The sequence below is a fragment of the Microbacterium sp. SA156 genome, assembly GCF_049065455.1.
Classification (GTDB): Bacteria; Actinomycetota; Actinomycetes; order Actinomycetales; family Microbacteriaceae; genus Microbacterium; species Microbacterium barkeri.
Map to the genome: position 1 here is coordinate 70,569 of NZ_JBAKGU010000010.1, position 20,324 is coordinate 90,892.

General features: G+C 71.2%; 19 protein-coding genes and 1 tRNA gene. 8 read left to right on the forward strand and 12 right to left on the reverse strand.

Features of this window, described 5'->3' with window-relative positions; genetic code table 11:
* Nucleotides 1–5: 5 nt before the first annotated feature.
* The 7 genes from ACOWU6_RS10890 to ACOWU6_RS10920 form a co-directional block, all read right to left on the reverse strand.
* Entirely contained in the window at nt 6–1,100 is a 1,095-nt protein-coding gene (locus tag ACOWU6_RS10890; RefSeq protein ID WP_324011475.1) for a D-alanine--D-alanine ligase family protein, read from the reverse strand.
* Nucleotides 1,000–2,115 carry an NAD(P)H-dependent glycerol-3-phosphate dehydrogenase gene (locus ACOWU6_RS10895; protein ID WP_374727769.1) on the reverse strand — a complete coding sequence of 372 codons (1,116 nt, stop codon included), beginning with the start codon at nt 2,113–2,115 and terminating at the stop codon, nt 1,000–1,002. Before ACOWU6_RS10895 ends, ACOWU6_RS10890 begins: the two co-directional genes overlap by 101 nt.
* Entirely contained in the window at nt 2,115–2,861 is a 747-nt protein-coding gene (locus tag ACOWU6_RS10900) for a lysophospholipid acyltransferase family protein (protein WP_271171678.1), read from the reverse strand. Before ACOWU6_RS10900 ends, ACOWU6_RS10895 begins: the two co-directional genes overlap by 1 nt.
* Nucleotides 2,858–4,225, reverse strand: coding sequence for a UDP-N-acetylglucosamine 1-carboxyvinyltransferase (murA, locus tag ACOWU6_RS10905; protein ID WP_282977567.1), 1,368 nt, complete (start codon nt 4,223–4,225; stop codon nt 2,858–2,860). The genes ACOWU6_RS10900 and murA overlap by 4 nt, the downstream gene beginning before the upstream one ends.
* A 67-nt stretch (nt 4,226–4,292) precedes the next feature.
* Nucleotides 4,293–4,889, reverse strand: a complete 597-nt coding sequence (leuD, locus tag ACOWU6_RS10910) for a 3-isopropylmalate dehydratase small subunit (RefSeq protein ID WP_271171676.1) — start codon at nt 4,887–4,889, stop codon at nt 4,293–4,295.
* Nucleotides 4,890–4,899: 10 nt separating this feature from the next.
* Nucleotides 4,900–6,369, reverse strand: a complete 1,470-nt coding sequence (leuC, locus tag ACOWU6_RS10915) for a 3-isopropylmalate dehydratase large subunit (protein ID WP_271171675.1) — start codon at nt 6,367–6,369, stop codon at nt 4,900–4,902.
* Nucleotides 6,370–6,607: 238 nt separating this feature from the next.
* Nucleotides 6,608–7,612, reverse strand: coding sequence for a TerC family protein (locus tag ACOWU6_RS10920; RefSeq protein WP_282977565.1), 1,005 nt, complete (start codon nt 7,610–7,612; stop codon nt 6,608–6,610).
* Nucleotides 7,613–7,849: 237 nt separating this feature from the next.
* Here ACOWU6_RS10920 and ACOWU6_RS10925 point away from each other — a divergent pair, with 237 nt between their 5' ends.
* The 7 genes from ACOWU6_RS10925 to ACOWU6_RS10955 all read left to right on the forward strand — a co-directional run bounded on the left by ACOWU6_RS10925 (nt 7,850) and on the right by ACOWU6_RS10955 (nt 14,040).
* Complete coding sequence (locus ACOWU6_RS10925) at nt 7,850–8,392, forward strand: RNA polymerase sigma factor (RefSeq protein ID WP_271171673.1); 543 nt, start codon at nt 7,850–7,852, stop codon at nt 8,390–8,392.
* Nucleotides 8,392–9,435, forward strand: coding sequence for a DUF4349 domain-containing protein (locus ACOWU6_RS10930; protein ID WP_421075690.1), 1,044 nt, complete (start codon nt 8,392–8,394; stop codon nt 9,433–9,435). Before ACOWU6_RS10925 ends, ACOWU6_RS10930 begins: the two co-directional genes overlap by 1 nt.
* A 122-nt stretch (nt 9,436–9,557) precedes the next feature.
* Nucleotides 9,558–9,630, forward strand: a tRNA-Glu gene (locus ACOWU6_RS10935).
* Nucleotides 9,631–9,697: 67 nt separating this feature from the next.
* Complete coding sequence (locus ACOWU6_RS10940; RefSeq protein ID WP_421075691.1) at nt 9,698–10,333, forward strand: MBL fold metallo-hydrolase; 636 nt, start codon at nt 9,698–9,700, stop codon at nt 10,331–10,333.
* Between the two features lie 36 nt (nt 10,334–10,369).
* Nucleotides 10,370–11,185 (forward strand): shikimate 5-dehydrogenase, encoded by an 816-nt coding sequence (locus tag ACOWU6_RS10945; protein WP_421075692.1) that lies wholly within the window; start codon nt 10,370–10,372, stop codon nt 11,183–11,185.
* Nucleotides 11,186–11,290: 105 nt separating this feature from the next.
* Nucleotides 11,291–12,793, forward strand: coding sequence for a sodium/proline symporter PutP (gene putP / locus ACOWU6_RS10950; RefSeq protein ID WP_421075693.1), 1,503 nt, complete (start codon nt 11,291–11,293; stop codon nt 12,791–12,793).
* Nucleotides 12,790–14,040 (forward strand): CoA transferase, encoded by a 1,251-nt coding sequence (locus ACOWU6_RS10955; RefSeq protein WP_421075694.1) that lies wholly within the window; start codon nt 12,790–12,792, stop codon nt 14,038–14,040. Before putP ends, ACOWU6_RS10955 begins: the two co-directional genes overlap by 4 nt.
* Before the next feature lie 8 nt (nt 14,041–14,048).
* Here the strand turns inward: ACOWU6_RS10955 and ACOWU6_RS10960 are convergent, their stop codons facing one another.
* Entirely contained in the window at nt 14,049–14,486 is a 438-nt protein-coding gene (locus ACOWU6_RS10960) for a hypothetical protein (RefSeq protein WP_421075695.1), read from the reverse strand.
* Between the two features lie 90 nt (nt 14,487–14,576).
* On the opposite strand from ACOWU6_RS10960, the gene ACOWU6_RS10965 reads away from it, so the two are divergent.
* Nucleotides 14,577–15,269, forward strand: a complete 693-nt coding sequence (locus tag ACOWU6_RS10965; protein ID WP_421075696.1) for a helix-turn-helix transcriptional regulator — start codon at nt 14,577–14,579, stop codon at nt 15,267–15,269.
* Here ACOWU6_RS10965 and ACOWU6_RS10970 read toward each other — a convergent pair.
* The 4 genes from ACOWU6_RS10970 to ACOWU6_RS10985 are packed head-to-tail and all read right to left on the reverse strand — an operon-like array spanning nt 15,247 to nt 20,324.
* Nucleotides 15,247–16,887: an ABC transporter ATP-binding protein gene (locus tag ACOWU6_RS10970; protein WP_421075697.1), complete on the reverse strand. Its 1,641-nt coding sequence runs from the start codon at nt 16,885–16,887 to the stop codon at nt 15,247–15,249. The genes ACOWU6_RS10965 and ACOWU6_RS10970 overlap by 23 nt on opposite strands.
* Entirely contained in the window at nt 16,884–18,560 is a 1,677-nt protein-coding gene (locus tag ACOWU6_RS10975; protein ID WP_421075698.1) for an ABC transporter ATP-binding protein/permease, read from the reverse strand. The genes ACOWU6_RS10970 and ACOWU6_RS10975 overlap by 4 nt, the downstream gene beginning before the upstream one ends.
* A gap of 4 nt (nt 18,561–18,564) precedes the next feature.
* Nucleotides 18,565–19,563, reverse strand: coding sequence for an ABC transporter substrate-binding protein (locus tag ACOWU6_RS10980; protein WP_421075699.1), 999 nt, complete (start codon nt 19,561–19,563; stop codon nt 18,565–18,567).
* Nucleotides 19,560–20,324, reverse strand: a complete 765-nt coding sequence (locus ACOWU6_RS10985; protein WP_421075700.1) for an ABC transporter ATP-binding protein — start codon at nt 20,322–20,324, stop codon at nt 19,560–19,562. Before ACOWU6_RS10985 ends, ACOWU6_RS10980 begins: the two co-directional genes overlap by 4 nt.

Genomic DNA, 20,324 nt, shown 5'->3' on the forward strand with positions numbered 1-20,324 from the left:
CCGGCTCAGGCCGCGCGGGCGCGGCCCAGCTCGACGAGCTCCGTGATGAGCTCGGAGTACGTCATCCCGGACGCGATCCAGCACTTCGGGAACATCGAGATCGGCGTGAAGCCCGGCATCGTGTTGAGCTCGTTGACGACGATCTCGCCCTCGGGCGTGAGGAACACGTCGACGCGAGCGAGCCCGCGTCCGTCGACGGCCTCGAAGGCCCGGATGCCGACCGCGCGGATCGCCTCGATCTCGTCCTCCGACAGATCGGCAGGGCACACGACGTCGACGCCCTCGCCGCCGAGGTACTTCCCCTCGAAGTCGTAGAAGTCGCGCGTCGTGAGCACGATCTCGCCGGGGAGCGACGCGCGCGCCTCTCCCCCGTCGCGGCCCTCGAGCATCGCGACCTCGATCTCGCGCCCCCCGATGCCCTTCTCGACGAGCACCTTGTCGTCCTCCGCGAAGGCGATGCGCATGGCCTCGTCGAGCTCCGACGCGTCGTGCGCCTTCGAGACGCCCACGCTCGAGCCCGCGCGCGCTGGCTTCACGAACAGCGGGTACCCGAGCGCGTCGGCCTCGGCGCGGACGGCGTCGGGCGCCGTGCTCCAGCGCGACCGCCGGACGGTCGTCCACGGCGCGACGGGCACGCCCGCCGCCTGCAGCGCGATCTTCATGAAGTGCTTGTCCATGCACAGGGCGGAGTCGAGCACGCCGCCGCCCGCATACGGGAGCTCGAGGATGTCGAGGAAGCCCTGGATGGTGCCGTCCTCGCCGTGCAGGCCGTGCAGGATGGGCAGCACCGCGTCGACCGCGCCGAGCTCACGCTCGAGGCCATCCGCGTCGCGCACGCGCAGCACGCGGTCGCCGCCGCCTGCGGGCCAGATCACCCGCGTGCCGTTGTCGACGACCTCCGGCAGCCTCTCGGCGTCGAGCCGGAACTTGCCGGGGTCGTCGTCCTCGAGCACGAAGACGCCGTCGCGGGTGATGCCGATCGGGATCACGCGGTAGCGGTCACGGTCGATCGCTCCCAGCACCCCGCCCGCCGTCGCGGAGGAGATGGAGTGCTCGCTGGAGCGCCCGCCGAAGAGCACCGCCACTGTCGCCGTCGTCATTCGTCGTCCTCTCGCCCTGGGGGGTGTCGTCGTCTGTGGTGAGGTGCGGCGCGATGTCGCGCGGATCGAGCGTGCCGTCGAGCACCATCCGCACCTGCTCGACGATGGGCATCTCGACGCCCTTCGCCTTCGCGAGCTTGAGGATGGGGGCGACCGAGCCGAGGCCCTCGGCGGTCTGCTCCATCTGCTTCACGACGTCCTGCAGCGTGTAGCCCTGCCCGAGCAGACGTCCTGCCGTGTTGTTCCGGCTGAGGGGCGACTGGCACGTCGCTATGAGGTCGCCGAGCCCCGCGAGGCCCTGCATCGTCTCGGCCTGCGCGCCGTACGCCACCGCGAAGTCGGTCATCTCGACGAGGCCGCGCGTGATGATCGACGCCTTCGTGTTCTCGCCGTATCCGACGCCGTCGACGATGCCGATCGCGACGGCGATGAGGTTCTTCAGCACGCCGCCGAACTCGGTGCCGATGACGTCGGTGTTGACGAAGCTGCGGAAGTACCGGTTGCGCGCCGTGCGCGCGATCCGGTCGGCGGTCTCCTGGCTCGACGACGAGATGACCGCCGCGGTCGGCTGCTCGCGCGCGATCTCGAGCGCGAGGTTCGGGCCGCTCGCGACGGCGATGCGCGCGGGGTCGCAGCCGAGCGCCTGCTCGATGACCTGGCTCATCCGCAGACCCGACTTCTTCTCGACGCCCTTCATGAGGCTCACGACCGGCACGTCGGACGAGCCGATGAGCGGGCGCAGCTGCTTGAGGGTGTCGCGGGCCGACTTGCTCGGCACCGAGAGGTAGATCTGCTCTGCGCCCTCGACGGCCTTCTGGAGGACGTGGGTGGCACGGATGGACCGGGGCAGGTTGATCCCGGACAGGTACTGCGAGTTGCGCTTGGCCTGGTCGATCTCGTGCGCGAGCTCGGCGCGACGGGCCCACATCGTGACCTGGGCGCCGCCGTCGGCGAGGATCTTGCCGAACGTCGTGCCCCAGCTGCCCGCGCCGAGGACGACGACGCGCTCGGGGATCACAGCTTGCCCGTCTCGGCCTGGCCGTGCTGCGTCGGGTCCCACCGCTCGGGCGGGGCCTTCTCGCCGCGCAGCTCCTCGAGCAGTGCGGTGATCGCGGCCATGAGGCGCTCCGTGCCCTCCTGGATGGCGGCCTGGTCGGTCCGCCCGCGCAGGTCGGACACGTCGAGGGGCTCGCCGATGAGGACGGTGATCGGCTTGCGCAGCGGGAGCAGCGACAGCTTGCCGTAGCGCGGCATGACCGCCTGCGTGCCCCACTGCGCGAGCGGGATGAGCGGGATGTCGCCGGCGAGGGCGAGGCGGATCGCGCCCGACTTGCCGCGCATCGGCCACAGCCCGGGGTCGCGCGTGAGGGTGCCCTCGGGGTAGACGATCACGCCGCGCTCGCTCGAGGCGAGCTCCTTCGCCTGCGCGAGCGCCTGCGCGGCCGCGCCGCGGGATCGCGCGACCGGGACCATCCCGGAGGCCTTCAGCACCCATCCGACGACGGGGATGCGGAACAGGCTCTCCTTCGCGAGGAACCGGGGCGCGCGCCCGGCCCGCCACGTCGCGATCGCGACGATGAGCGGGTCGATCTCGCTGTGGTGATTCGGCGCGAGGACGAACGCACCGCGACGGGGCAGGTTCTCCGAGCCGCGGAGCTCGATCCGCGCGAGCAGCCCGACGAGCGGGATGACGATCGCCGCGAGCGGCCAGAAGATGCTCGGGCGGCTCTTCTCAGGTGAGGCGGGAGCGCCCACCGTCACCCCACGACGTCGAAGTCGGCGCCGAGAGCGGTCAGCTTCTCGAAGAACTTCTCGTATCCGCGGCGGATGATGCCGACGCCCGACACGCGCGACGTGCCCTCCGCCGTGAGAGCGGCGATGACGTGGCTGTATCCGCCCCGGAGGTCGGGGACGACGATGTCGGCGCCGCGCAGCGGCGTCGGCCCTGTGATGACCGCGGCCTGCTCGAGCGCGCGACGCGGCACGCGACGGTAGGGGCCGTCGAGCCCGCGCGGGTGCACGACGATGTCCGCGCCCATCTGGTTGAGCGCCTCGATGAACCCGAAGCGGTTCTCGTAGACGGTCTCGTGCACGACGGACGTGCCGTGCGCCTGGGTGAGCGCGACGATGAGCGGCTGCTGCCAGTCGGTCATGAAGCCGGGGTGCACGTCGGTCTCGACGATGACCGGCTTGAGCGGGGCCTCGCCGCGGCGGAAGCGGATGCCCTCGTCGGTGATGTCGAAGTCGCCGCCGACCTTGCGGTAGACGTTGAGGAACGTGAGCATCTCGTACTGGCGCGCGCCCTTGACGAAGATGTCGCCGTCGGTGGCCAGCGCCGCCGAGGCCCACGACGCGGCCTCGTTGCGGTCGAACAGCGAGCGGTGGTCGTAGCCGCGGAGCTCCTGCACGCCCTCGATGAAGATGACGCGGTTGGGCTCGTAGGAGATGATCGCGCCCATCTTCTGGAGGACGCCGATCAGGTCCATGATCTCGGGCTCGATCGCCGCGTTGCGCAGCTCGGTGACGCCGTTCGCGCGCACGGCCGTGAGGAGCACCTGCTCCGTCGCGCCCACGCTCGGGTACGGCAGCTCGATGTCGGCGCCGTGGAGGCCCTCGGGCGCGGACAGGCGGATGCCGCTGGGCTGCTTGTCGACGATCGCTCCGAAGGCGCGCAGGGCGTCGAGGTGGAAGTCGATGGGGCGGTCGCCGATGCGGCAGCCGCCGAGGTCGGGGATGAACGCCTGTCCGAGGAGGTGCAGGAGCGGGCCGCAGAAGAGGATGGGGATGCGCGACGAGCCCGCGTGCGCGTCGATCTCCTCGAAGTTCGCCGACTTCGCGGCGCTCGGGTCGAGGATGAGCGAACCCGGCTCCTCTCCCTCGGAGACGGCCACGCCGTGCACCTCGAGAAGCGAGCGGACGACCTCGACGTCGCGGATGTCGGGCACGTCGCGCAGGGTGCTCGGGGTCTCACCGAGGAGGGACGCGACCATGGCCTTGGTGGCGAGGTTCTTCGCGCCTCGCACGTCGACCTGCCCGCGCAGCGGACGTCCGCCGCGGATCTCGATCACTTCGCCGCTGCGGGATGCCGAAGCGCCCGCGACCTTCGTGTCGCCCAGGAGTGTCATGTGCTGGTGGCCTCACTACCGTTCTGGCGGGTTGTCCGCCGTGCTGACGGGGCCCCGAGCCCCGGGCTCACGGAACGGGGATCGTCCGTGGCCGCCACGCCTCGCGGCGGGCCTCGAACTCCGCGATCTTGTCTTCGTTGCGGAGGGTGAGCCCGATGTCATCGAGCCCCTCGAGGAGCCGCCACCTAGTGTAATCGTCGATCTCGAACCCGGCCGTGAAGTCGCCGAGTACGGCGGTTCGCTCGACGAGGTCGACCGTCATCCGCACGCCGGGCTGCGCCTCGATGGCCGCCCAGAAGCGCTCGAGGTCGGCCTCAGAGATGATGCCCGTCAGCAGGCCCTGCTTGCCCGAGTTGCCGCGGAAGATGTCGGCGAAGCGCGGGCTCAGCACGACCTTGAACCCGAAGTCGCGCAGCGCCCAGACGGCGTGCTCGCGGCTCGATCCGGTGCCGAAGTCGGGCCCCGCCACGAGGATGGATGCGCCCTGGTAGGGCTCCTGGTTCAGGACGAACTCGGGGTCCTGGCGCCAGCCGTGGAAGAGCGCGTCGTCGAAGCCCGTCTTCGTCACGCGCTTGAGGAACACCGCGGGGATGATCTGATCGGTGTCGACGTTCGAGCGCTTCAGCGGAGCGGCGATCCCGGTGTGGGTGGTGAACTTCTCCATGACGGTCTCCTTACGCTCCCGCGCCCGACAGGGCCGGCTGGTCGGCGGATGCGAGGTCGGACGGGCTCGACAGCGTGCCGCGCACGGCCGTCGCCGCGGCGACGAGCGGCGACACGAGGTGCGTGCGCCCGCCCTTGCCCTGGCGCCCCTCGAAGTTGCGGTTCGAGGTGGACGCGCAGCGCTCGCCCGGCGCGAGCTGGTCGGGGTTCATGCCCAGGCACATCGAGCAGCCGGCGAAGCGCCACTCGCCGCCGAACTCCTTGACGATCCGGTCGATGCCCTCGGCCTCGGCCTGGAGCCGCACGCGCGCCGAGCCCGGCACGACCATGACGCGCACGCCGTCGGCCTTCTTGCGGCCCTCGATGATCGACGCGAAGGCGCGCAGGTCCTCGATGCGGCTGTTCGTGCACGAGCCCATGAAGACCGCGTCGACCGGGATCTCCTTGAGCGGGGTCCCCGGGACGAGGTCCATGTACTCGAGCGCGCGCTCGGCGGCTGCGCGCTCGTTCGGGTCCTCGAAGTCGTCGGCGGCCGGCACGACGTCGCTCAGCGAGACGCCCTGACCGGGGTTCGTGCCCCACGTGACGAACGGCTCGAGCTCGTTCGCGTCGATGAAGACCTCGGCGTCGAACACCGCGCCCTCGTCGGTGGGCAGCGTCTTCCAGTACGCGACCGCGTCGTCCCAGTCCTTGCCTCGGGGTGCGTGCGGGCGGCCCTCGAGGTAGGCGAACGTCGTCTCGTCCGGCGCGACCATGCCGGCGCGCGCCCCGGCCTCGATGGACATGTTGCAGATGGTCATGCGCCCCTCCATCGAGAGGGAGCGGATGGCGCTGCCGCGGTACTCGAGCACGTAGCCCTGGCCGCCGCCCGTGCCGATCTTCGCGATCACCGCCAGGATGATGTCCTTCGCCGTGACGCCCGGCTTCAGCTCGCCCTCGACCGTGATCGCCATCGTCTTGAAGGGCTTGAGCGGGAGGGTCTGCGTGGCCATCACGTGCTCGACCTCGCTCGTGCCGATGCCGAACGCCATCGCGCCGAACGCGCCGTGCGTCGACGTGTGGCTGTCGCCGCACACGACCGTGATGCCCGGCATCGTGAGCCCGAGCTGCGGGCCGACGACGTGCACGATGCCCTGCTCGGCGTCGCCCAGCGAGTGCAGGCGCACGCCGAACTCCTCGGCGTTGCGACGCAGCGTCTCGATCTGCGTGCGGCTCGTGAGGTCGGCGATCGGCTTGTCGATGTCGATCGTCGGGGTGTTGTGGTCCTCCGTGGCGATCGTCAGATCCAGCCGGCGGAGCCCGCGTCCCTCGGCGCGCAGGCCGTCGAACGCCTGCGGGCTCGTCACCTCGTGGACGAGGTGGAGATCGATGTAGATGAGGTCGGGCTGGCCGTCCTCGCCCTTCACGACGAGGTGGTCATCCCAGACCTTCTCGGCCAGCGTGCGGGGGCGATCCGGAACCCGGATGTCGTTGGTGCTCATGCTCTTCCTGCTCCTAGCGGTCGTCGGTGTCGGCCTACGACGGACTCCGCGACGGGGAGAGGCCTAGAGCGTGATCCCGTCGCGGCGCATAAGGAGAAGTCGGGCGCACCGCACCCCTTCAGGATAGCAGGGTGCTCACCGACCCCTGTCGATCTGCGAGATCTGCACAGTGCGACGCGGCGCGCCGACCCGCCCTGTGGGCAGATCGACGCGCCGCGTCGTCAGAGTGCTCAGCCGGTCAGCGTCCGGGCTCCGTGACGGCCTTCTCGCGGCGCGCCTCGCGCGAGGACGAGATGAGGCTCGCGATGGTGGCCACGGCCATCGAGCCGACGATGACGCCGAGCGACATCCAGTTGTTGATCTCGGGCACCCAGTCGATGTGGTGGCCGCCGTTGATGAACGGCAGCTCGTTGACGTGCAGCGCGTGCAGGATGAGCTTGACGCCGATGAACGCGAGGATGAACGCGACGCCGTAGTGCAGGTACTTGAGCTTCTCGAGCAGGTCGCCGAGGAGGAAGTACAGCTGCCGCAGGCCCATGAGCGCGAAGATGTTCGCCGCGAAGACGAGGAACGGCTCCTGCGTGATGCCGTAGATCGCGGGGATCGAGTCGATCGCGAACATGAGGTCGGTCACGCCGATCGAGACGAACACGATGATCATCGGGGTGAGCATCTTCTTGCCGTTCACGACGGTGCGGAGCTTCGCGCCATCGTACTCGTCGCTGATGTCGACGAATCGGCGGAGGGTCCGGACGATGAAGCTCTCGGTCTGCTCGTCGGCCTCGTGCTTCTCCGGCAGCGCCTGGCGCACGGCGGTGAAGATCAGGAACGCGCCGAAGATGTAGAAGATCCAGCTGAGGTTCTCGATGAGGGCGGCGCCGAGCAGGATGAACGCGGCGCGCAGCACGAGCGCGATGATGATGCCCACCATCAGCACCTCCTGCTGGTAGCGGCGGGGCACCGAGAACTGCGTCATGATCAGCACGAAGACGAACAGGTTGTCGATCGACAGGCTGTACTCCGTCAGCCAGCCCGCCACGAACTCGCCCGCGTGCTGCGCGTCGCCGAGGAACCAGAGGGCGCCGGCGAAGATGAGCGCGAGAGTGACGTAGAACACGACCCACAGCGTCGACTCGCGCGTCGACGGGATGTGCGGCCGCTTGAGGATGATGAGGAGGTCGGCGATGAGGATGAGGGTCAGGATCACGAGGGATCCGACCTGGAACCAGACAGGGATGTCCAAGCTCAGGGCCTTTCGGAGGGGACGACGGTATGCGAAAGTCTCTCCCCCGTGCTGCGCACGGTGCCTGACCGGGACCCCTCCGTCGAGGTCCGTGATGACGAGCAGGCGTTGACGGGATACTCCCCTTCGACCATCAGGATACCCAAGCGGCCAGGGCGGATGGTTGCATGTGAGACGAACGCGCTCTCGCCGGACACCTGATCGATGAGAGACGACGTATCCGCATCGGGAGGCGCGATGGACGACGCACAGCGCGACGCCGAGCTCGTCGCCGCCGCGAGGGCGGGCGACGAGGTCGCGTTCCGCGCGCTCTACCGTCGGCATGCCCGACCTGTGTACTGGATCGCGCACCGCCTCGTCGGATCCGATGCCGACGCGGAGGACGTCACGCAGGAGACGTTCGTCACGGCGTGGCGGAAGATCGCGGGGCTCGAGCTCGTCGGCGAATCGCTGCTGCCGTGGCTCGCCGCGATCTGCCGCCTCCAGGCCGCGAACCGGATCCGCGCGCGACGGCGCGCTGCCGCCGACGAGGTCGACGAGGCGCTTCCGAGCCTCGTGAGCGTCGAGCAGCAGGTGCTCGACGCGCGGCTCGCCGAGCGCATCGTCGAGGAGGTCGGCACGCTGAGCCCCCTGGACCAGCGGATCTTCCGGCTGTGCGCGGTCGACGGGTACGCCTATGCCGCGGCCGCCGAGGAGCTCGGCGTCGGCCACGGGGTCGTCCGCAATCGTCTCTCCCGCATCCGCACGCGCCTGCGTGCCGTCGTCGGAGAGGAGTCGTGATGGACGAGAGGGAGTACGCCGTGCTGCCCGAGGTGCCTGCCGAGGTCATCGACCGCATCGAGGAGCGGGTGTTCGCGGCGATCGACGAGGAGCGGGACCGCGATCGCGCGCTGCGTCCGGCACCGCGACGGCGTTGGATGTGGCCGGGGATCGTCTCGGGAGCCGCGGTGCTCGTCGTCGCGCTCGCGATCGCCCCGGCCGCCGTGTCCTGGTTCGATCAGCCGCGCGGCTCGGAAGCCGCCTACGACGGCTCGGCGAGCTCGAGCGAGGGCGGCGAGTCCGCTCCCCTGCAGGGCGAGAGCGTCACGGCGCCGGTCGAGGGCGACGACGCCGCAGCCGACAGGGAGGTGATCCGCACGGGATCCGCCTCGGTCGAGGTCGACGACGTCGATGACGCGATCGACGACATCCGCGCTCTCGTCGAGCGGCACGGAGGGCACATCGAGGGGCTCCGCGTGACCGAGGCGACCGCGGAGGACGCCGCGCTCCCCGGGGCGAGCTGGGTGACGGTGCGCGTGCCGGCCGACGACCTCGACGCCGTCGTCGACGCGCTCGGCGATGTCGGCGAGGTCCACGACACGGAGCTCTCGGCGCAGGACGTCACGACGCAGGCGGTGGATCTGCGTGCGCGCATCGCGGCGGCGCAGGCGTCGGTCGACCGGCTCACCGAGCTCATGGCGCAGGCGGGGTCTGTCTCGGAGCTGCTCGAGGCGGAGCAGTCGCTCTCGGAGCGCCAGGCGCAGCTCGAGTCCTACCAGCAGGAGCTCGCGCTCCTCGAGGGCCAGGTCGCGATGTCGAGCCTCACGATCACGCTCACCACGGAGCCCCCCGTGACGGCGCCCGACCCGGCCGGCTTCCAGGACGGACTCGTCGCCGGCTGGAACGGCCTCGTGGCGGCCGTGAGCGGCGCAGTCGTCGCGCTCGGCTTCCTCCTCCCGTGGCTGGGCGCGGTCGCGATCGTCGCGGGAGCGTGCTGGCTCGTGGTCCGCCTGCGCAGGCGGCGGCGCGCACGCGGAGAGGCCGTTCCGGAAAACCGGCGCTGATCGGCCAGACACGCGCGGGCGACCGCAGGAGGGGGCCTCGATTTGCCCGCCCCTGTCTCTCCGTGTCATACTCTTCTGGTGCCCGGGAACGGGAAGAACACGAAGAACTGAACACAGACTACGGCCCCATCGTATAGCGGCCTAGTACGCCGCCCTCTCACGGCGGTAACGCGGGTTCGAATCCCGCTGGGGTCACCGTAGAGAAGAAGCCCGGATCCGAGGATCCGGGCTTCTTCGCGTTCCCGGTGGTTGACTGATCCTCATGCGCGTCACGAAGCACGAACATTCCGCCCTCCGCATCGAGAAGGACGGGGCGACGCTCGTCGTCGACCCGGGATCGTTCACCGCCGCCCTGCCGGACATCTCCGATCTGGCGGGCATCGTCATCACCCACGAGCACCCGGATCACTGGACCCCCGAGCACCTCGCGGCGCTCCGCGCGCGCCACCCGTCGGCTCCCGTCTTCACGACGCGCGCCGTCGCCGCGCAGCTCGACGGCGACGCGGTCGTCGTCGCATCGGGCGACAGCGCGACCGCCGGCCCCTTCCGCCTCTCGTTCCACGGCGGCGTGCACAACGAGATCCACTCCTCGATCCCGCTCGTCGAGAACATCGGCGTCTTCGTCGACGACCTCCTCTACTACCCCGGTGACTCATACGCGCTCCCCGGGCGCGAGGTGCCACTGCTCGCCGCCCCGATCGGCGCACCCTGGCTCAAGATCGGCGAGGCGATGGACTTCGTCCTCGCGGTCGCGCCGCGCGCGGCGTTCGGCACCCACGACGTGCCGCTGTCCGCACAGGGCCTCTCGATGCACCGCGGGCGCCTGCGCTGGGCCACCGAGCAGGGCGGCGGCGTCTTCCACGACCTCGACGCGGGCGACGCGATCGACGTCGGCTGATCGGGGGCCGAGGGTCGGCCCGGGCAGAATGGCGTCATGCCCATCCTCAACAAGGACATGTCGGTCTGCATCTCGCTCTCGGGCCGACCCTCGAACATCGGCACGCGGTTCCACAACTACCTCTACGAGGAGCTGGGCCTGAACTTCGTGTACAAGGCGTTCACGACCGACGACATCGAGGGCGCCATCCGCGGCGTGCGGGCCCTCGGCATCCGCGGCTGCTCGGTGTCGATGCCGTTCAAGGAGGCCGTCATCCCGCTCGTCGACGAGATCGAGCCCTCGGCCGAGGCGATCGCCTCGGTGAACACGATCGTCAACGACGGCGGCCGCCTCATCGCCTCGAACACCGACTACGAGGCCGTCGCCGAGCTGCTCGCGGCGCATGACGTGGACCCCGCACTGCCGGTGGTCGTGCGGGGTTCGGGTGGGATGGCCAAGGCCGTGGTCGCGGCGTTCCGGGGCGCGGGGTTCGACAGCCTGACCGTGGTCGCGCGGAACGCGCAGGCCGGACCGGCCCTCGCCGACGCCTACGGGTACCGGTGGACGCCGACTGACCCCGAGCCGGGCGAGGGCGTGATCGTCAACGTGACGCCGCTCGGCATGGACGGCCCCGACGCCGACGCGCTGGCCTTCTCGCCCGCGCACGTGGAGGCCGCCGACGTCGTCTTCGACGTCGTCGCCTTCCCCTCGGAGACGCCGCTCGTGCGGGCGGGACGCGAGGCCGGCAAGCGGCTCATCACGGGCGCCGAGGTCATCGCCCTGCAGGCCGCCCGTCAGTTCGCCCGGTACACGGGCATCACGCCCACGCCCGATCAGGTGCGCCGGGCCTCCGAGTTCTCGCGCGCCGGCTGACCACGGCGGAGCGCCTTCCCCGCGACGCGCGGCCGGAGAGTACCGTGCTGTGCACGACAGGCCCGCGCGGGCGGGGCGGCTCGACAGGAAAAGGCGGGAACGACGATGTCCGACCAGGTCTACCTCTACATCGCGCTCGGCATCTACTTCGCGGGCATGCTCGCGATCGGCTTCTTCGCCGCCCGCCGCACGAAGGACCACGAGGACTACATGCTCGCGGGGCGCAACCTGCCGCCCTGGGTCGCCGCTCTCTCGGCGGGCGCGTCGGACATGTCGGGATGGCTCGTGATGGGACTCCCGGGCGCGATCTACGCGACCGGCCTCATCGAGGCCTGGATCGCGATCGGGCTCACGATCGGCGCCTACCTGAACTGGCTCATCGTCGCGCCCCGGCTGCGCGCGTACACCGAGGTCAGCAACAACTCGATCACCGTGCCGAGCTTCTTCGAGAATCGGCTGAAGGACCGGTCGCGGCTGCTCCGGATCGTCTCGGCCCTCATCATCCTCGTCTTCTTCACGCTCTACATCTCATCGGGGATGGTCGCCGGCGGCGTGTTCTTCGAGAGCTCGTTCGACGGCGACTACCTCGTGGGCATGCTCCTCGTCACGGGCGTCACGCTCGCCTACACCCTGTTCGGCGGCTTCCTCGGCGCTTCTCTCACCGACGTCGCCCAGGGCCTGCTCATGATGGTCGCACTCGTCCTCGTGCCGGTCGTCGCCATCGCGAACGTCGGCGGGCTGGGCGCCGTCGGCGAGGCGATCGCCTCGGCGTCGCCCGACGCCCTCTCGTTCACGGGCGGCGAGGCGCTGTCCGGCGCCACGGTGCTCGCGATCGTGTCGGCCCTCGCGTGGGGCCTGGGCTACTTCGGGCAGCCGCACATCATCGTGCGCTTCATGGCGCTGCCGTCGCCGGCGGGGGCGAAGCCCGCCCGGCGCATCGGGATCGGCTGGATGGTGATCTCGATGGGCGGCGCGGTCATCGCGGGCCTCGCGGGCATCGCCTACTTCGACCAGCCCGGCGTCGAGGAGCTCGCGAACCCGGAGACGGTCGTGCTGCGGATGTCGCAGATCCTGCTGCACCCGCTTATCGCCGGCTTCGTGCTCGCCGCCGTCCTCGCGGCCATCATGAGCACGATCTCGAGCCAGCTCATCGTGTGCTCCTCGGCACTCGTCGAGGACCTCTACAAGGTCGTGCGAAAGGCTCCGCCGCGTGACCGCACGCTGGTGATCCTGGGGCGCTCGTGCGTCCTCGCCGTCGCGATCGTCGCGGCACTCCTCGCCATCAGCCCCAACGACACGATCCTCGGGCTCGTGGCGTTCGCCTGGGCCGGGTTCGGTGCGTCCTTCGGGCCGCTCATCCTCCTCAGCCTGTTCTGGAAGCGCCTCACGGCGTGGGGCGCCCTCGCCGGCATGGTCTCCGGCTCCGTCATCGTCTTCACATGGCCGCTGCTCGGCACCGGGGTGTACGAGCTGCTCCCGGGCTTCATCGGCGCCCTCATCATCGCCGTGCTCGTCAGCCTCGCGACGTACCGCGCGAACGCAGACATCGAGCGGGAGTTCACGGACACCGCCGCTCTGACCATCGCGCGGCCCGGGGCGCCCGCGTGAGCATCGGCATCCGCCGCTGGTGGCAGGGCCCGCTCGACGTCGAGGGCCTCGCGATCACGGCGGTCTCCGCGGCCGCGGATGGCGCGCGTGCTGTCGCGCGCACCCGCGGACTGTCCGTCTCGGTGGACACCTCCTCCGAGCTCATCCGATCGGCGTTCGAGACGGTCGAGCACGCCCGCGTCGACGGCCGGAGCGTGTCGCCGTGGGCTGAGCTCTCGGGCTTCGTCGCCTGCGACGACGGATTCGCACGTCTGCACGGCAACTACCCGCACCATGCCGACGCCATCCGCCGCGCGCTGGGGGTCGAGACGCGGCGCGACCTCGACGCGCGCGCTGCCGGCATGCCCGCGCAGGAGCTCGAGGACGCGGTCGTCGCGGCGGGCGGCATCGCGGCCCGCGTGCGCACGTCCGATGAGTGGAAGGACCATCCGCACGGACGCGTGACGCATGACGCGGCCTGGAGCGAGGTCGTCCCGGACGGGGAGAGCCGCATCGGGCCATCCGACAGCGCCCCGCTCGCGGGCGTGCGGGTCCTCGATCTCACCCGGGTGCTCGCGGGACCGACGTGCACGCAGCTCCTCGCCTGCCTCGGCGCCGACGTGCTGCGGGTCGATCCGCCCGGCCGACCGGAGATCCTCGAGCAGCACCTCCTGACCGGGATGGGCAAGCGCTCGATCGAGCTCGATCTCGCGAGCCGCGCCGCCGACGCGCGGGCTCTCGTCGCCGACGCCGACGTCGTCGTGCTGGGCTACCGCCCCGGTTCCCTCGACCGCTTCGGACTGACGCCGACCGCCCTCGCGGCCGATCATCCGGGCCTCATCGTCGCGACCCTCTCGGCGTGGGGCGAGGACGGCCCCTGGGGTGCCCGTGCGGGATTCGACTCGGTCGTCCAGGCGGCGACGGGGATCGCAGACCGGTGCGCCGACGCCGACGGACGACCGGGCGCGCTGCCCGTGCAGGCGCTCGACTTCGCGACCGGATACGTGCTGGCCGCGCGCGTGCTCGAGCTCCTCGCCTCGGGGCGCGGCGGTCTCGTGCGGGCGAGCCTCCTCGGCGCGGCGCGGGCGCTCCTCGCGTCTGCGCCGCCGCCCGAGGCCGACGACGAGGTGTCGATGGGGACGACGATGGTGAACGTCAGCTCCCCGCACGGCACGCTCTTCCTGCCCCCTCCCCCGGTCCTCCTCGACCGCCGCTCGATCGAGCGCGACGTCGGCGGGTACGGCGCGGCCGCACCCGCCTGGCGCTGACATCCGGCTCAGCGCCCGCCGCGGGCCCTGCGCTCTCCCTCGGCGAGCCGCGCGAGCGCGACCGCGCCGACGAGGAGGCCGAAGTCACGCAGCGCCACGTCGAAGTAGCCGGGCAGGGTCAGCAGATTCACGATGATCCCGAGCAGCCACGCCGCCACGACCCACGCGCCCCAGCGCGGGAGAATCGCGACGAGCACGCCGGCGGCGATCTCGACGACCCCGACGACGCGCATGGCGAACACGTCGTCGCCGGGGAGGATCGCGTCGATCCAGGGCGCGAGATAGATCGTCCAGTCGACGAGGAGATTCGTGAACTTGTCGAGCCCGAAGAGGATCGGCGCGACGGTGAACACGGTGCGGAGCAGCAGGAACGCCTGGTGCGTCGGTGAGCGGAGATCGCCGACCCCGGTGAGCGTCTCTGCTCGGGAACTGCGGAGTGTCGACATGAGCGTCGTCCTTTCTATCGGAAGTTACTCCGAACGTTAGAACGGGGGTAGTCTTTCGTCAAGAGGATTCTCCGAAAGAAGGCGGACGAGATGACCGATGCCGATTCCGAGGCCCGCCGGATCCGCGGGCTCGCCGATCCGCTCCGCCGCGCCATCTACGCGTTCCTCAGCCGCCAGCGCCACGCGGTCACGCGTGACGAGGCGGCGAGCGCGCTCGACATCCCGCATCACCAGGCGAAGTTCCACCTCGACCGCCTCGAGCAGGACGGCCTCGTGACAGTCGACTACGCCCGCCCGCCCGGGCGCACCGGCCCGGGCGCGGGGCGACCCGCCAAGCGGTACCGCCCTGCCGAGAGCGAGATCGCCGTCTCGGTGCCGCCGCGTGGCTACGACGTCGCTGGTGATCTGCTCGCCCGCGCGATCACGCGCAGCGCGGCCGACGGCATCCCTGTGTCGGAGGCGGTCGCCGACGTCGCGCGAGCCAGGGGCCGCGCGATCGCCGCGGCGCGGGGCGCCGAGCCGCCCGTCTCCGCGTCCGCCGCGCGGGAGGCGGCCGAGGACATCCTGCGCGGCGAGGGATACGAGCCCGAGCGCGACGGGCCCACCACGGTGCTGCGGAACTGCCCGTTCCATCGACTCGCCCAGGATCACCGCGACCTGGTGTGCGGCATGAACTGCGCGCTCATCGACGGAGTGGGCGACGCGCTCGCGCCGCACTCGCCCGCGGTCGCCCTCGAGCCGGAGGACGGCCGCTGCTGCGTCACCCTCCGAGAGGGGGCCTAGCGGCCGCGCTCAGTGCGACGACGCGATGCGCTGCGGCGATCGTCGCCGGCCGATGCGAGATGAGAAGAACCGCGCGTTCGCTCTGACGGGCCAGGAGCTCCATGATCGCCGCGTCGGCCTCGGCGTCAAGCGAGGCCGTCGCCTCGTCGAGAACGAGGACGCGAGGGCCCCGCAGGAGCGCGCGAGCGATGGCGACACGGGCGCGCTGACCGCCGGAGAGACCGGCCCCGTGCTCGCCGACGTCGGTGTCGAGGCCGCGCGGCAGCCCCGACCGCACATCGAGGAGCCCCGCCGAGCGCGCGGCCTCCGTGATCCGCTCCTCGGGCGCTTGAGGATCGCCGAGGAGGATATTCGAGCGAACCGTTCCGCGCAGAAGCGGCGACCCCTGCGGGACCACGGCGATCCGCGCGCGAAGTGCGTCGTCCGTCAGAGCGCGCAGGTCCACGCCGTCGATCCGCACCGCTCCCGCGTCCGGATCCCACTGCCGCGAGGCGAGCGCCGCCGCCGTCGACTTGCCTGAGCCGGATGCTCCGGTCAGCGCGACGATCTCGCCGGGTCGGACGTGAAGGTGGAGGTCGTGCAGGACCGGAGCTCCGGCACGATACGCGAAGCCGACGCCGTCGAAGCACAGTCCTCTCGCGTCTCGGAGCCTCGGCGTCGACGAGAGCTCGTCGGTCACCGCAGGCGGTTCCGCGAGCAGGGAGTCGATGCGCGCCGCTGCGGCGGTCAAGGTCCCCGCCCCGCGCAGGAGGTCAGCTATCTGCGCGGCCGGTGCGACGCCCGCCGCGGCGAGCGTGATCGCGAGCGGGATGTCCGCGCGCGGGATTCCCGTGTCGGCGACCACGACGAGCACCGCAGCGACGACGGCGATGGCGATGGCGAGGTCCGAGATCGCGCGCTCCGCCCCGATGCGAGACGCCTCGCGAACCTGCGTGCGGGTGTGCCGGAGCGTCCGCTCCGCGAGACGATCGAGCTGACGCTCGAGTGCCGCGGCCCCTGCGAGTTCGCGCAGGCCTCGGAGCGTGTCTACGAGCTCGGCGCGCAGTGCACCCGCATCTGCGGCCAGAGCGGCACCGTCCTGCCCGGCCCGGCGGCGGGTCGCCATCGGCACGACGACGCCGATGAGGAGCGGCGGCGTCCAGGCCAGCAAGAGCTGAGGGCTCACCGTGATCGAGACGGCAACGGCAGTCGAGAGCACGAGGACGGCCCCGAGCGCCTGTGCGATCGTGTGCGCGAAGAGCCACTCGAGCGTCTCGATGTCCGCGACCACCGTGGTCGCGAGGTCGCCCGTGCGACGCGGGCGGCTGCGGGACGGCAGGGCGCGACGGAGCGCCCCGAAGACGCGGGAGCGGAGCTCCCCGATCACGCGGTACGCGAGATCGTGAGACACCCAGGATTCGCGCCAGGCCGCGGCCGCCGCCAGCACCGCCAGCAGCACGGCGATCACGGGGGCAGACGACGACAGCGGCGAACCGACCGCCGCGAGCCCGGCCATGCGTGCGAGAAGGATCGCGATCCCGAGCACCGCCGCTTGACAGACGACGCTCCACAGGATCGCCTCGACGAATCGCCCTCGCCGAACAGCCACCACCGGGAGAAGGCGCAGCAGCGGCCTCATCGGAGCACTGCTCCGCGCGAGGCCGGCACGGGACCGCGGCCGCGGGCGGCGACGCGCCCGTCCTCGATGGCGACCCAGTGGTCTGCACGTGCTCCCGTGCTCGCCCGGTGGGTGATGACGACCACCGTGCGCCAACCCGCTGCCGCGGTCGCCACGGCGTCGACGATCCGCCGCTCCGACTCCGCGTCGAGCGCCGAGGTCGCCTCGTCGAGGATGAGCACGGGCGCCGGCGACAGGAGCGCACGCGCGATCGCGAGCCGCTGCCGCTGGCCGCCCGACAGCTGTCCGCCGTTCTCGGAGAGGACGGTGTCGTAGCCCTCCGGCAGTCCGGCGATCACGTCGTGCACATCGGCGACCCGCGCGGCCTGCTCCACCTCGGCGTCGGCGGCCGACGGCCGGCAGAGCCGCAGATTGTCCCGCACCGACCATGCGAAGAGCACGGGGTCCTGCGGCACGACGGCGACGCTCGCGCTGAGTGCGACGCGGTCGAAGTCCCGGATATCGACGCCGCCGATCCTGATGATGCCGGCATCGGAGTCGATGTCGCGCTCCACGAGCCGAGCGAGCGTGCTCTTGCCGGCGCCGGACGGGCCGATCACGGCCAGCGTCTCCGCCGCTTCGACGCGGAGACGGACATCGCGGACGCCGCGACCGGTCGCCGGAGAGGTGAAGGACACGCCGTCGAACTCGAGGAGCCCGGTCGGCGCCGGCCGGGGCCGTATCCCCATGCGGGGCGCTGTCGAGGAGGACCGCTGCAGCGCATCGAGGCCGTCGACCGCGTTCAGGCCCAGATACCCGGCGTGCCAGCACGCCCCGAGATCCTGGACAGGACGGAAGCACTCCCGCGCCAGCAGCAGGACCGCGACCGCGGCTGCGCCATCGCCGTCTCCGCTGGACACCGCCAGGGTCGCGGAGATCACGGCTGCCGCCGCTCCGAGGTGCATCGCGAGCGCGCTGACGGCCGTCTCGACCAGCGACAGTCGCAGCTGACCCATCGTGTCGCGCCTCAGAGCATCGCCCTCAGCCGAGAGCCGGTCCGCCGTGCGCGCCGTCGCGCCGAAGATCCTCAGGAGCGGGATGTGCTCGAGGCTCTCGACGAAGTCCGACGAAAGACGGGTGAACCGCTCCCAGCGCTCCCGTCCCGTGCGCAGCAGGCGGGCATCCCATGCGCGCGGCGCGATAACCGCAACCGCCGCGGCGATGCCGAGAGCGACGCCCGCGGTCGGAGCACGTCCGATCGTCAGCGCCACGACCGTCGCCGGTACCACGAGCACGACCAGCAGCTGAGGGAGGTAGCGCGTGAAGTAGGCCTCGAGCCCATCGACGCCGTCGATCGCGATCGCGGCGATCCGACCAGAGTCCCGGTCCGTCGCGGAGATCCCGACGGCACGAGTGAGAAGACGCGCACGCAGTCTGACCCGGACCGAGGCGCCGAGGCGAGCTGCCGTCGTGTCCCTCACCCAGACCACGAGCGCGCGCGCCGCAGCGACCGCCCCGAGCACAGCGACCGAGCCCACCACGCCTGGCCCGCCCGACACGATCGCGGCCACGGCCGCAGCGATCGCCATCGCGAAGGCGATATGGAGCCCGGAGAGGAGAAGGCCGAGCGCGGCCAGGCCCGCGATCGCACCCGAGACCGCGCCGGCGAGCTCGAGAAGCCGCCGATGGATCATCGGCTCAGAAGGCTTCGGGGTAGAGCTGCTCGGCGATCTCACGCACGAGCGCGACGTTCCCGAGGGTGCCGGGGAAGACATCGGCGCTCGACACGGCGATCAGGCGCCCCTCGGCGACCGCGGGCATCTCAGGGAAGGTCTCGGACAGGTACTCGCGCGTCGCGACCTCGTGCGCCTCGTCGAAGACGGAGAACACCAGGGCGTCGGGTGCTTCCGCGGCGAGCGCCTCCGGGGTGATGGCGGCGGCGAAGAAGTCGGAGAACGCCGGCTGTTCGGGCGTGAAGACGCTCTGCGCACCCGCGCGCTGGAGGATGTCGTACTCGACGCCGGCACCGATGCCCTGAAGGGTCGTGCCGTCGACGAACACCTGGGCGACCCTCAGGCGGTCGACGTCGGCGACGGCCGCTGCGACCTCCTCGAGGTCGCGCTCGCTGCTTCGGATGAGTGCCGCGGCTTGCTCCTCGACGCCGAAGATCTTCCCGAGGTTCTCGAGATCGATCAGCAGGTCGGCGACCTCGCCGGTCATTCGCCGCTCAGGGCAGCCTCCCGCCGCGACATACACGTCGGCCCCCGCCTGCTCGAGCTGCTCGATGCTCGCGAAGCCCTGTTCGGCGGTGAACTCGTAGGTCGTCGGCGCGTAGACGAAGTCCGGCTGCACGGAGAGGAGGTCCTCCCGGCTCGGGGGCATCACGTCCCCGATCGCGGGAACGTCCGCGGCGAGATCCGCGATGTCCGCCGGAAGCGCCTGCGCTGCTGCCTGGGCCTGGCCGACGAGGCGATCGGCCAGACCGAGTCGAAGGAGCAGCTCGGTCTGGGCGGGGTGCATGCCCACCACCGCCTCCGGAGCCTGCTCGACGACCATCTCCCGGCCGCAGTTCTCGATCCTCACCTCCCCGACGGCATCCTCGGGGTCCGCGTCGACCGCGACGGATGTCCCGCACCCGGCGAGGACGACGGTGCTGGCGACGAGAAGGGCATAAGCGGGGCGGAGTCTGACGGTCATGCGATGAGCGTGCTCTCTGGATCGGCGGGAAGGGAGGATGAGGCGTCCGCACGGGCGAGACGCCGGAAGGCGAAGACGGGAGCGGACGGCTCGCCGAGGACACGTGCCTCGACGCCGATGACGGAGCGGATGACCGCCGGCTCGAGCACGTCGACCGGCGTTCCCGACGCGACAACCCGGCCCTGATCGAGCAGGACGACGCGGTCGCAGTACTGCGCCGCGAGGTTGAGGTCGTGCAGCGCGGCGAGAACCGTCTGACCGAGCTCGCGCGCCGTGCCCATGAGCTCGTGCTGGTGGGCGATATCGAGGTGATTGCTCGGCTCGTCGAGAACGAGGACCGGGCTCTGCTGCGCGAGCGCGCGGGCGAGCATGACGCGCTGCCGCTGGCCGCCTGAGAGCGTGGCGACCATCCGATCGCGCAGGCGCTCGGTCTCGGTCCTGCGCATCGCATCCTCTGCGATTTGCAGATCCGCGGCGCTGTCCCGTCCGAATGACGCGCGGTGTGGAGCACGGCCGAGCAGGACGGTCTCCTCCACCGTGAGATCGAAGTCCGTCGCCGGGTCCTGCAGCATGACGGCCACCGCCCTCGCGGCCTCGCGACCGTGCAGAGCCCGCACATCGCGATCTCCGATGCGCACGCTCCCGCTCACGGGTCGCACGGCCCGGTAGAGCGTCCGCAGCAGCGACGACTTGCCGCTTCCGTTGGGCCCGAGGAGCCCCACGACCTCGCCCTCCTCGGCAGTGAACGATGCGGCGTGCAC

Bases quoted from the DNA above. Each gene is read 5' to 3' on its own strand.
- murA (WP_282977567.1), bottom strand. From the start codon at position 4,225: ATGACACTCCTGGGCGACACGAAGGTCGCGGGCGCTTCGGCATCCCGC.
- leuC (WP_271171675.1), bottom strand. From the start codon at position 6,369: ATGAGCACCAACGACATCCGGGTTCCGGATCGCCCCCGCACGCTGGCC.
- ACOWU6_RS10925 (WP_271171673.1), top strand. From the start codon at position 7,850: ATGGACGACGCACAGCGCGACGCCGAGCTCGTCGCCGCCGCGAGGGCG.
- ACOWU6_RS10975 (WP_421075698.1), bottom strand. From the start codon at position 18,560: ATGATCCATCGGCGGCTTCTCGAGCTCGCCGGCGCGGTCTCGGGTGCG.
- ACOWU6_RS10980 (WP_421075699.1), bottom strand. From the start codon at position 19,563: ATGACCGTCAGACTCCGCCCCGCTTATGCCCTTCTCGTCGCCAGCACC.
- ACOWU6_RS10965 (WP_421075696.1), top strand. From the start codon at position 14,577: ATGACCGATGCCGATTCCGAGGCCCGCCGGATCCGCGGGCTCGCCGAT.
- ACOWU6_RS10940 (WP_421075691.1), top strand. From the start codon at position 9,698: ATGCGCGTCACGAAGCACGAACATTCCGCCCTCCGCATCGAGAAGGAC.
- putP (WP_421075693.1), top strand. From the start codon at position 11,291: ATGTCCGACCAGGTCTACCTCTACATCGCGCTCGGCATCTACTTCGCG.
- ACOWU6_RS10945 (WP_421075692.1), top strand. From the start codon at position 10,370: ATGCCCATCCTCAACAAGGACATGTCGGTCTGCATCTCGCTCTCGGGC.
- ACOWU6_RS10970 (WP_421075697.1), bottom strand. From the start codon at position 16,887: ATGAGGCCGCTGCTGCGCCTTCTCCCGGTGGTGGCTGTTCGGCGAGGG.
- ACOWU6_RS10960 (WP_421075695.1), bottom strand. From the start codon at position 14,486: ATGTCGACACTCCGCAGTTCCCGAGCAGAGACGCTCACCGGGGTCGGC.
- ACOWU6_RS10930 (WP_421075690.1), top strand. From the start codon at position 8,392: ATGGACGAGAGGGAGTACGCCGTGCTGCCCGAGGTGCCTGCCGAGGTC.
- ACOWU6_RS10890 (WP_324011475.1), bottom strand. From the start codon at position 1,100: ATGACGACGGCGACAGTGGCGGTGCTCTTCGGCGGGCGCTCCAGCGAG.
- leuD (WP_271171676.1), bottom strand. From the start codon at position 4,889: ATGGAGAAGTTCACCACCCACACCGGGATCGCCGCTCCGCTGAAGCGC.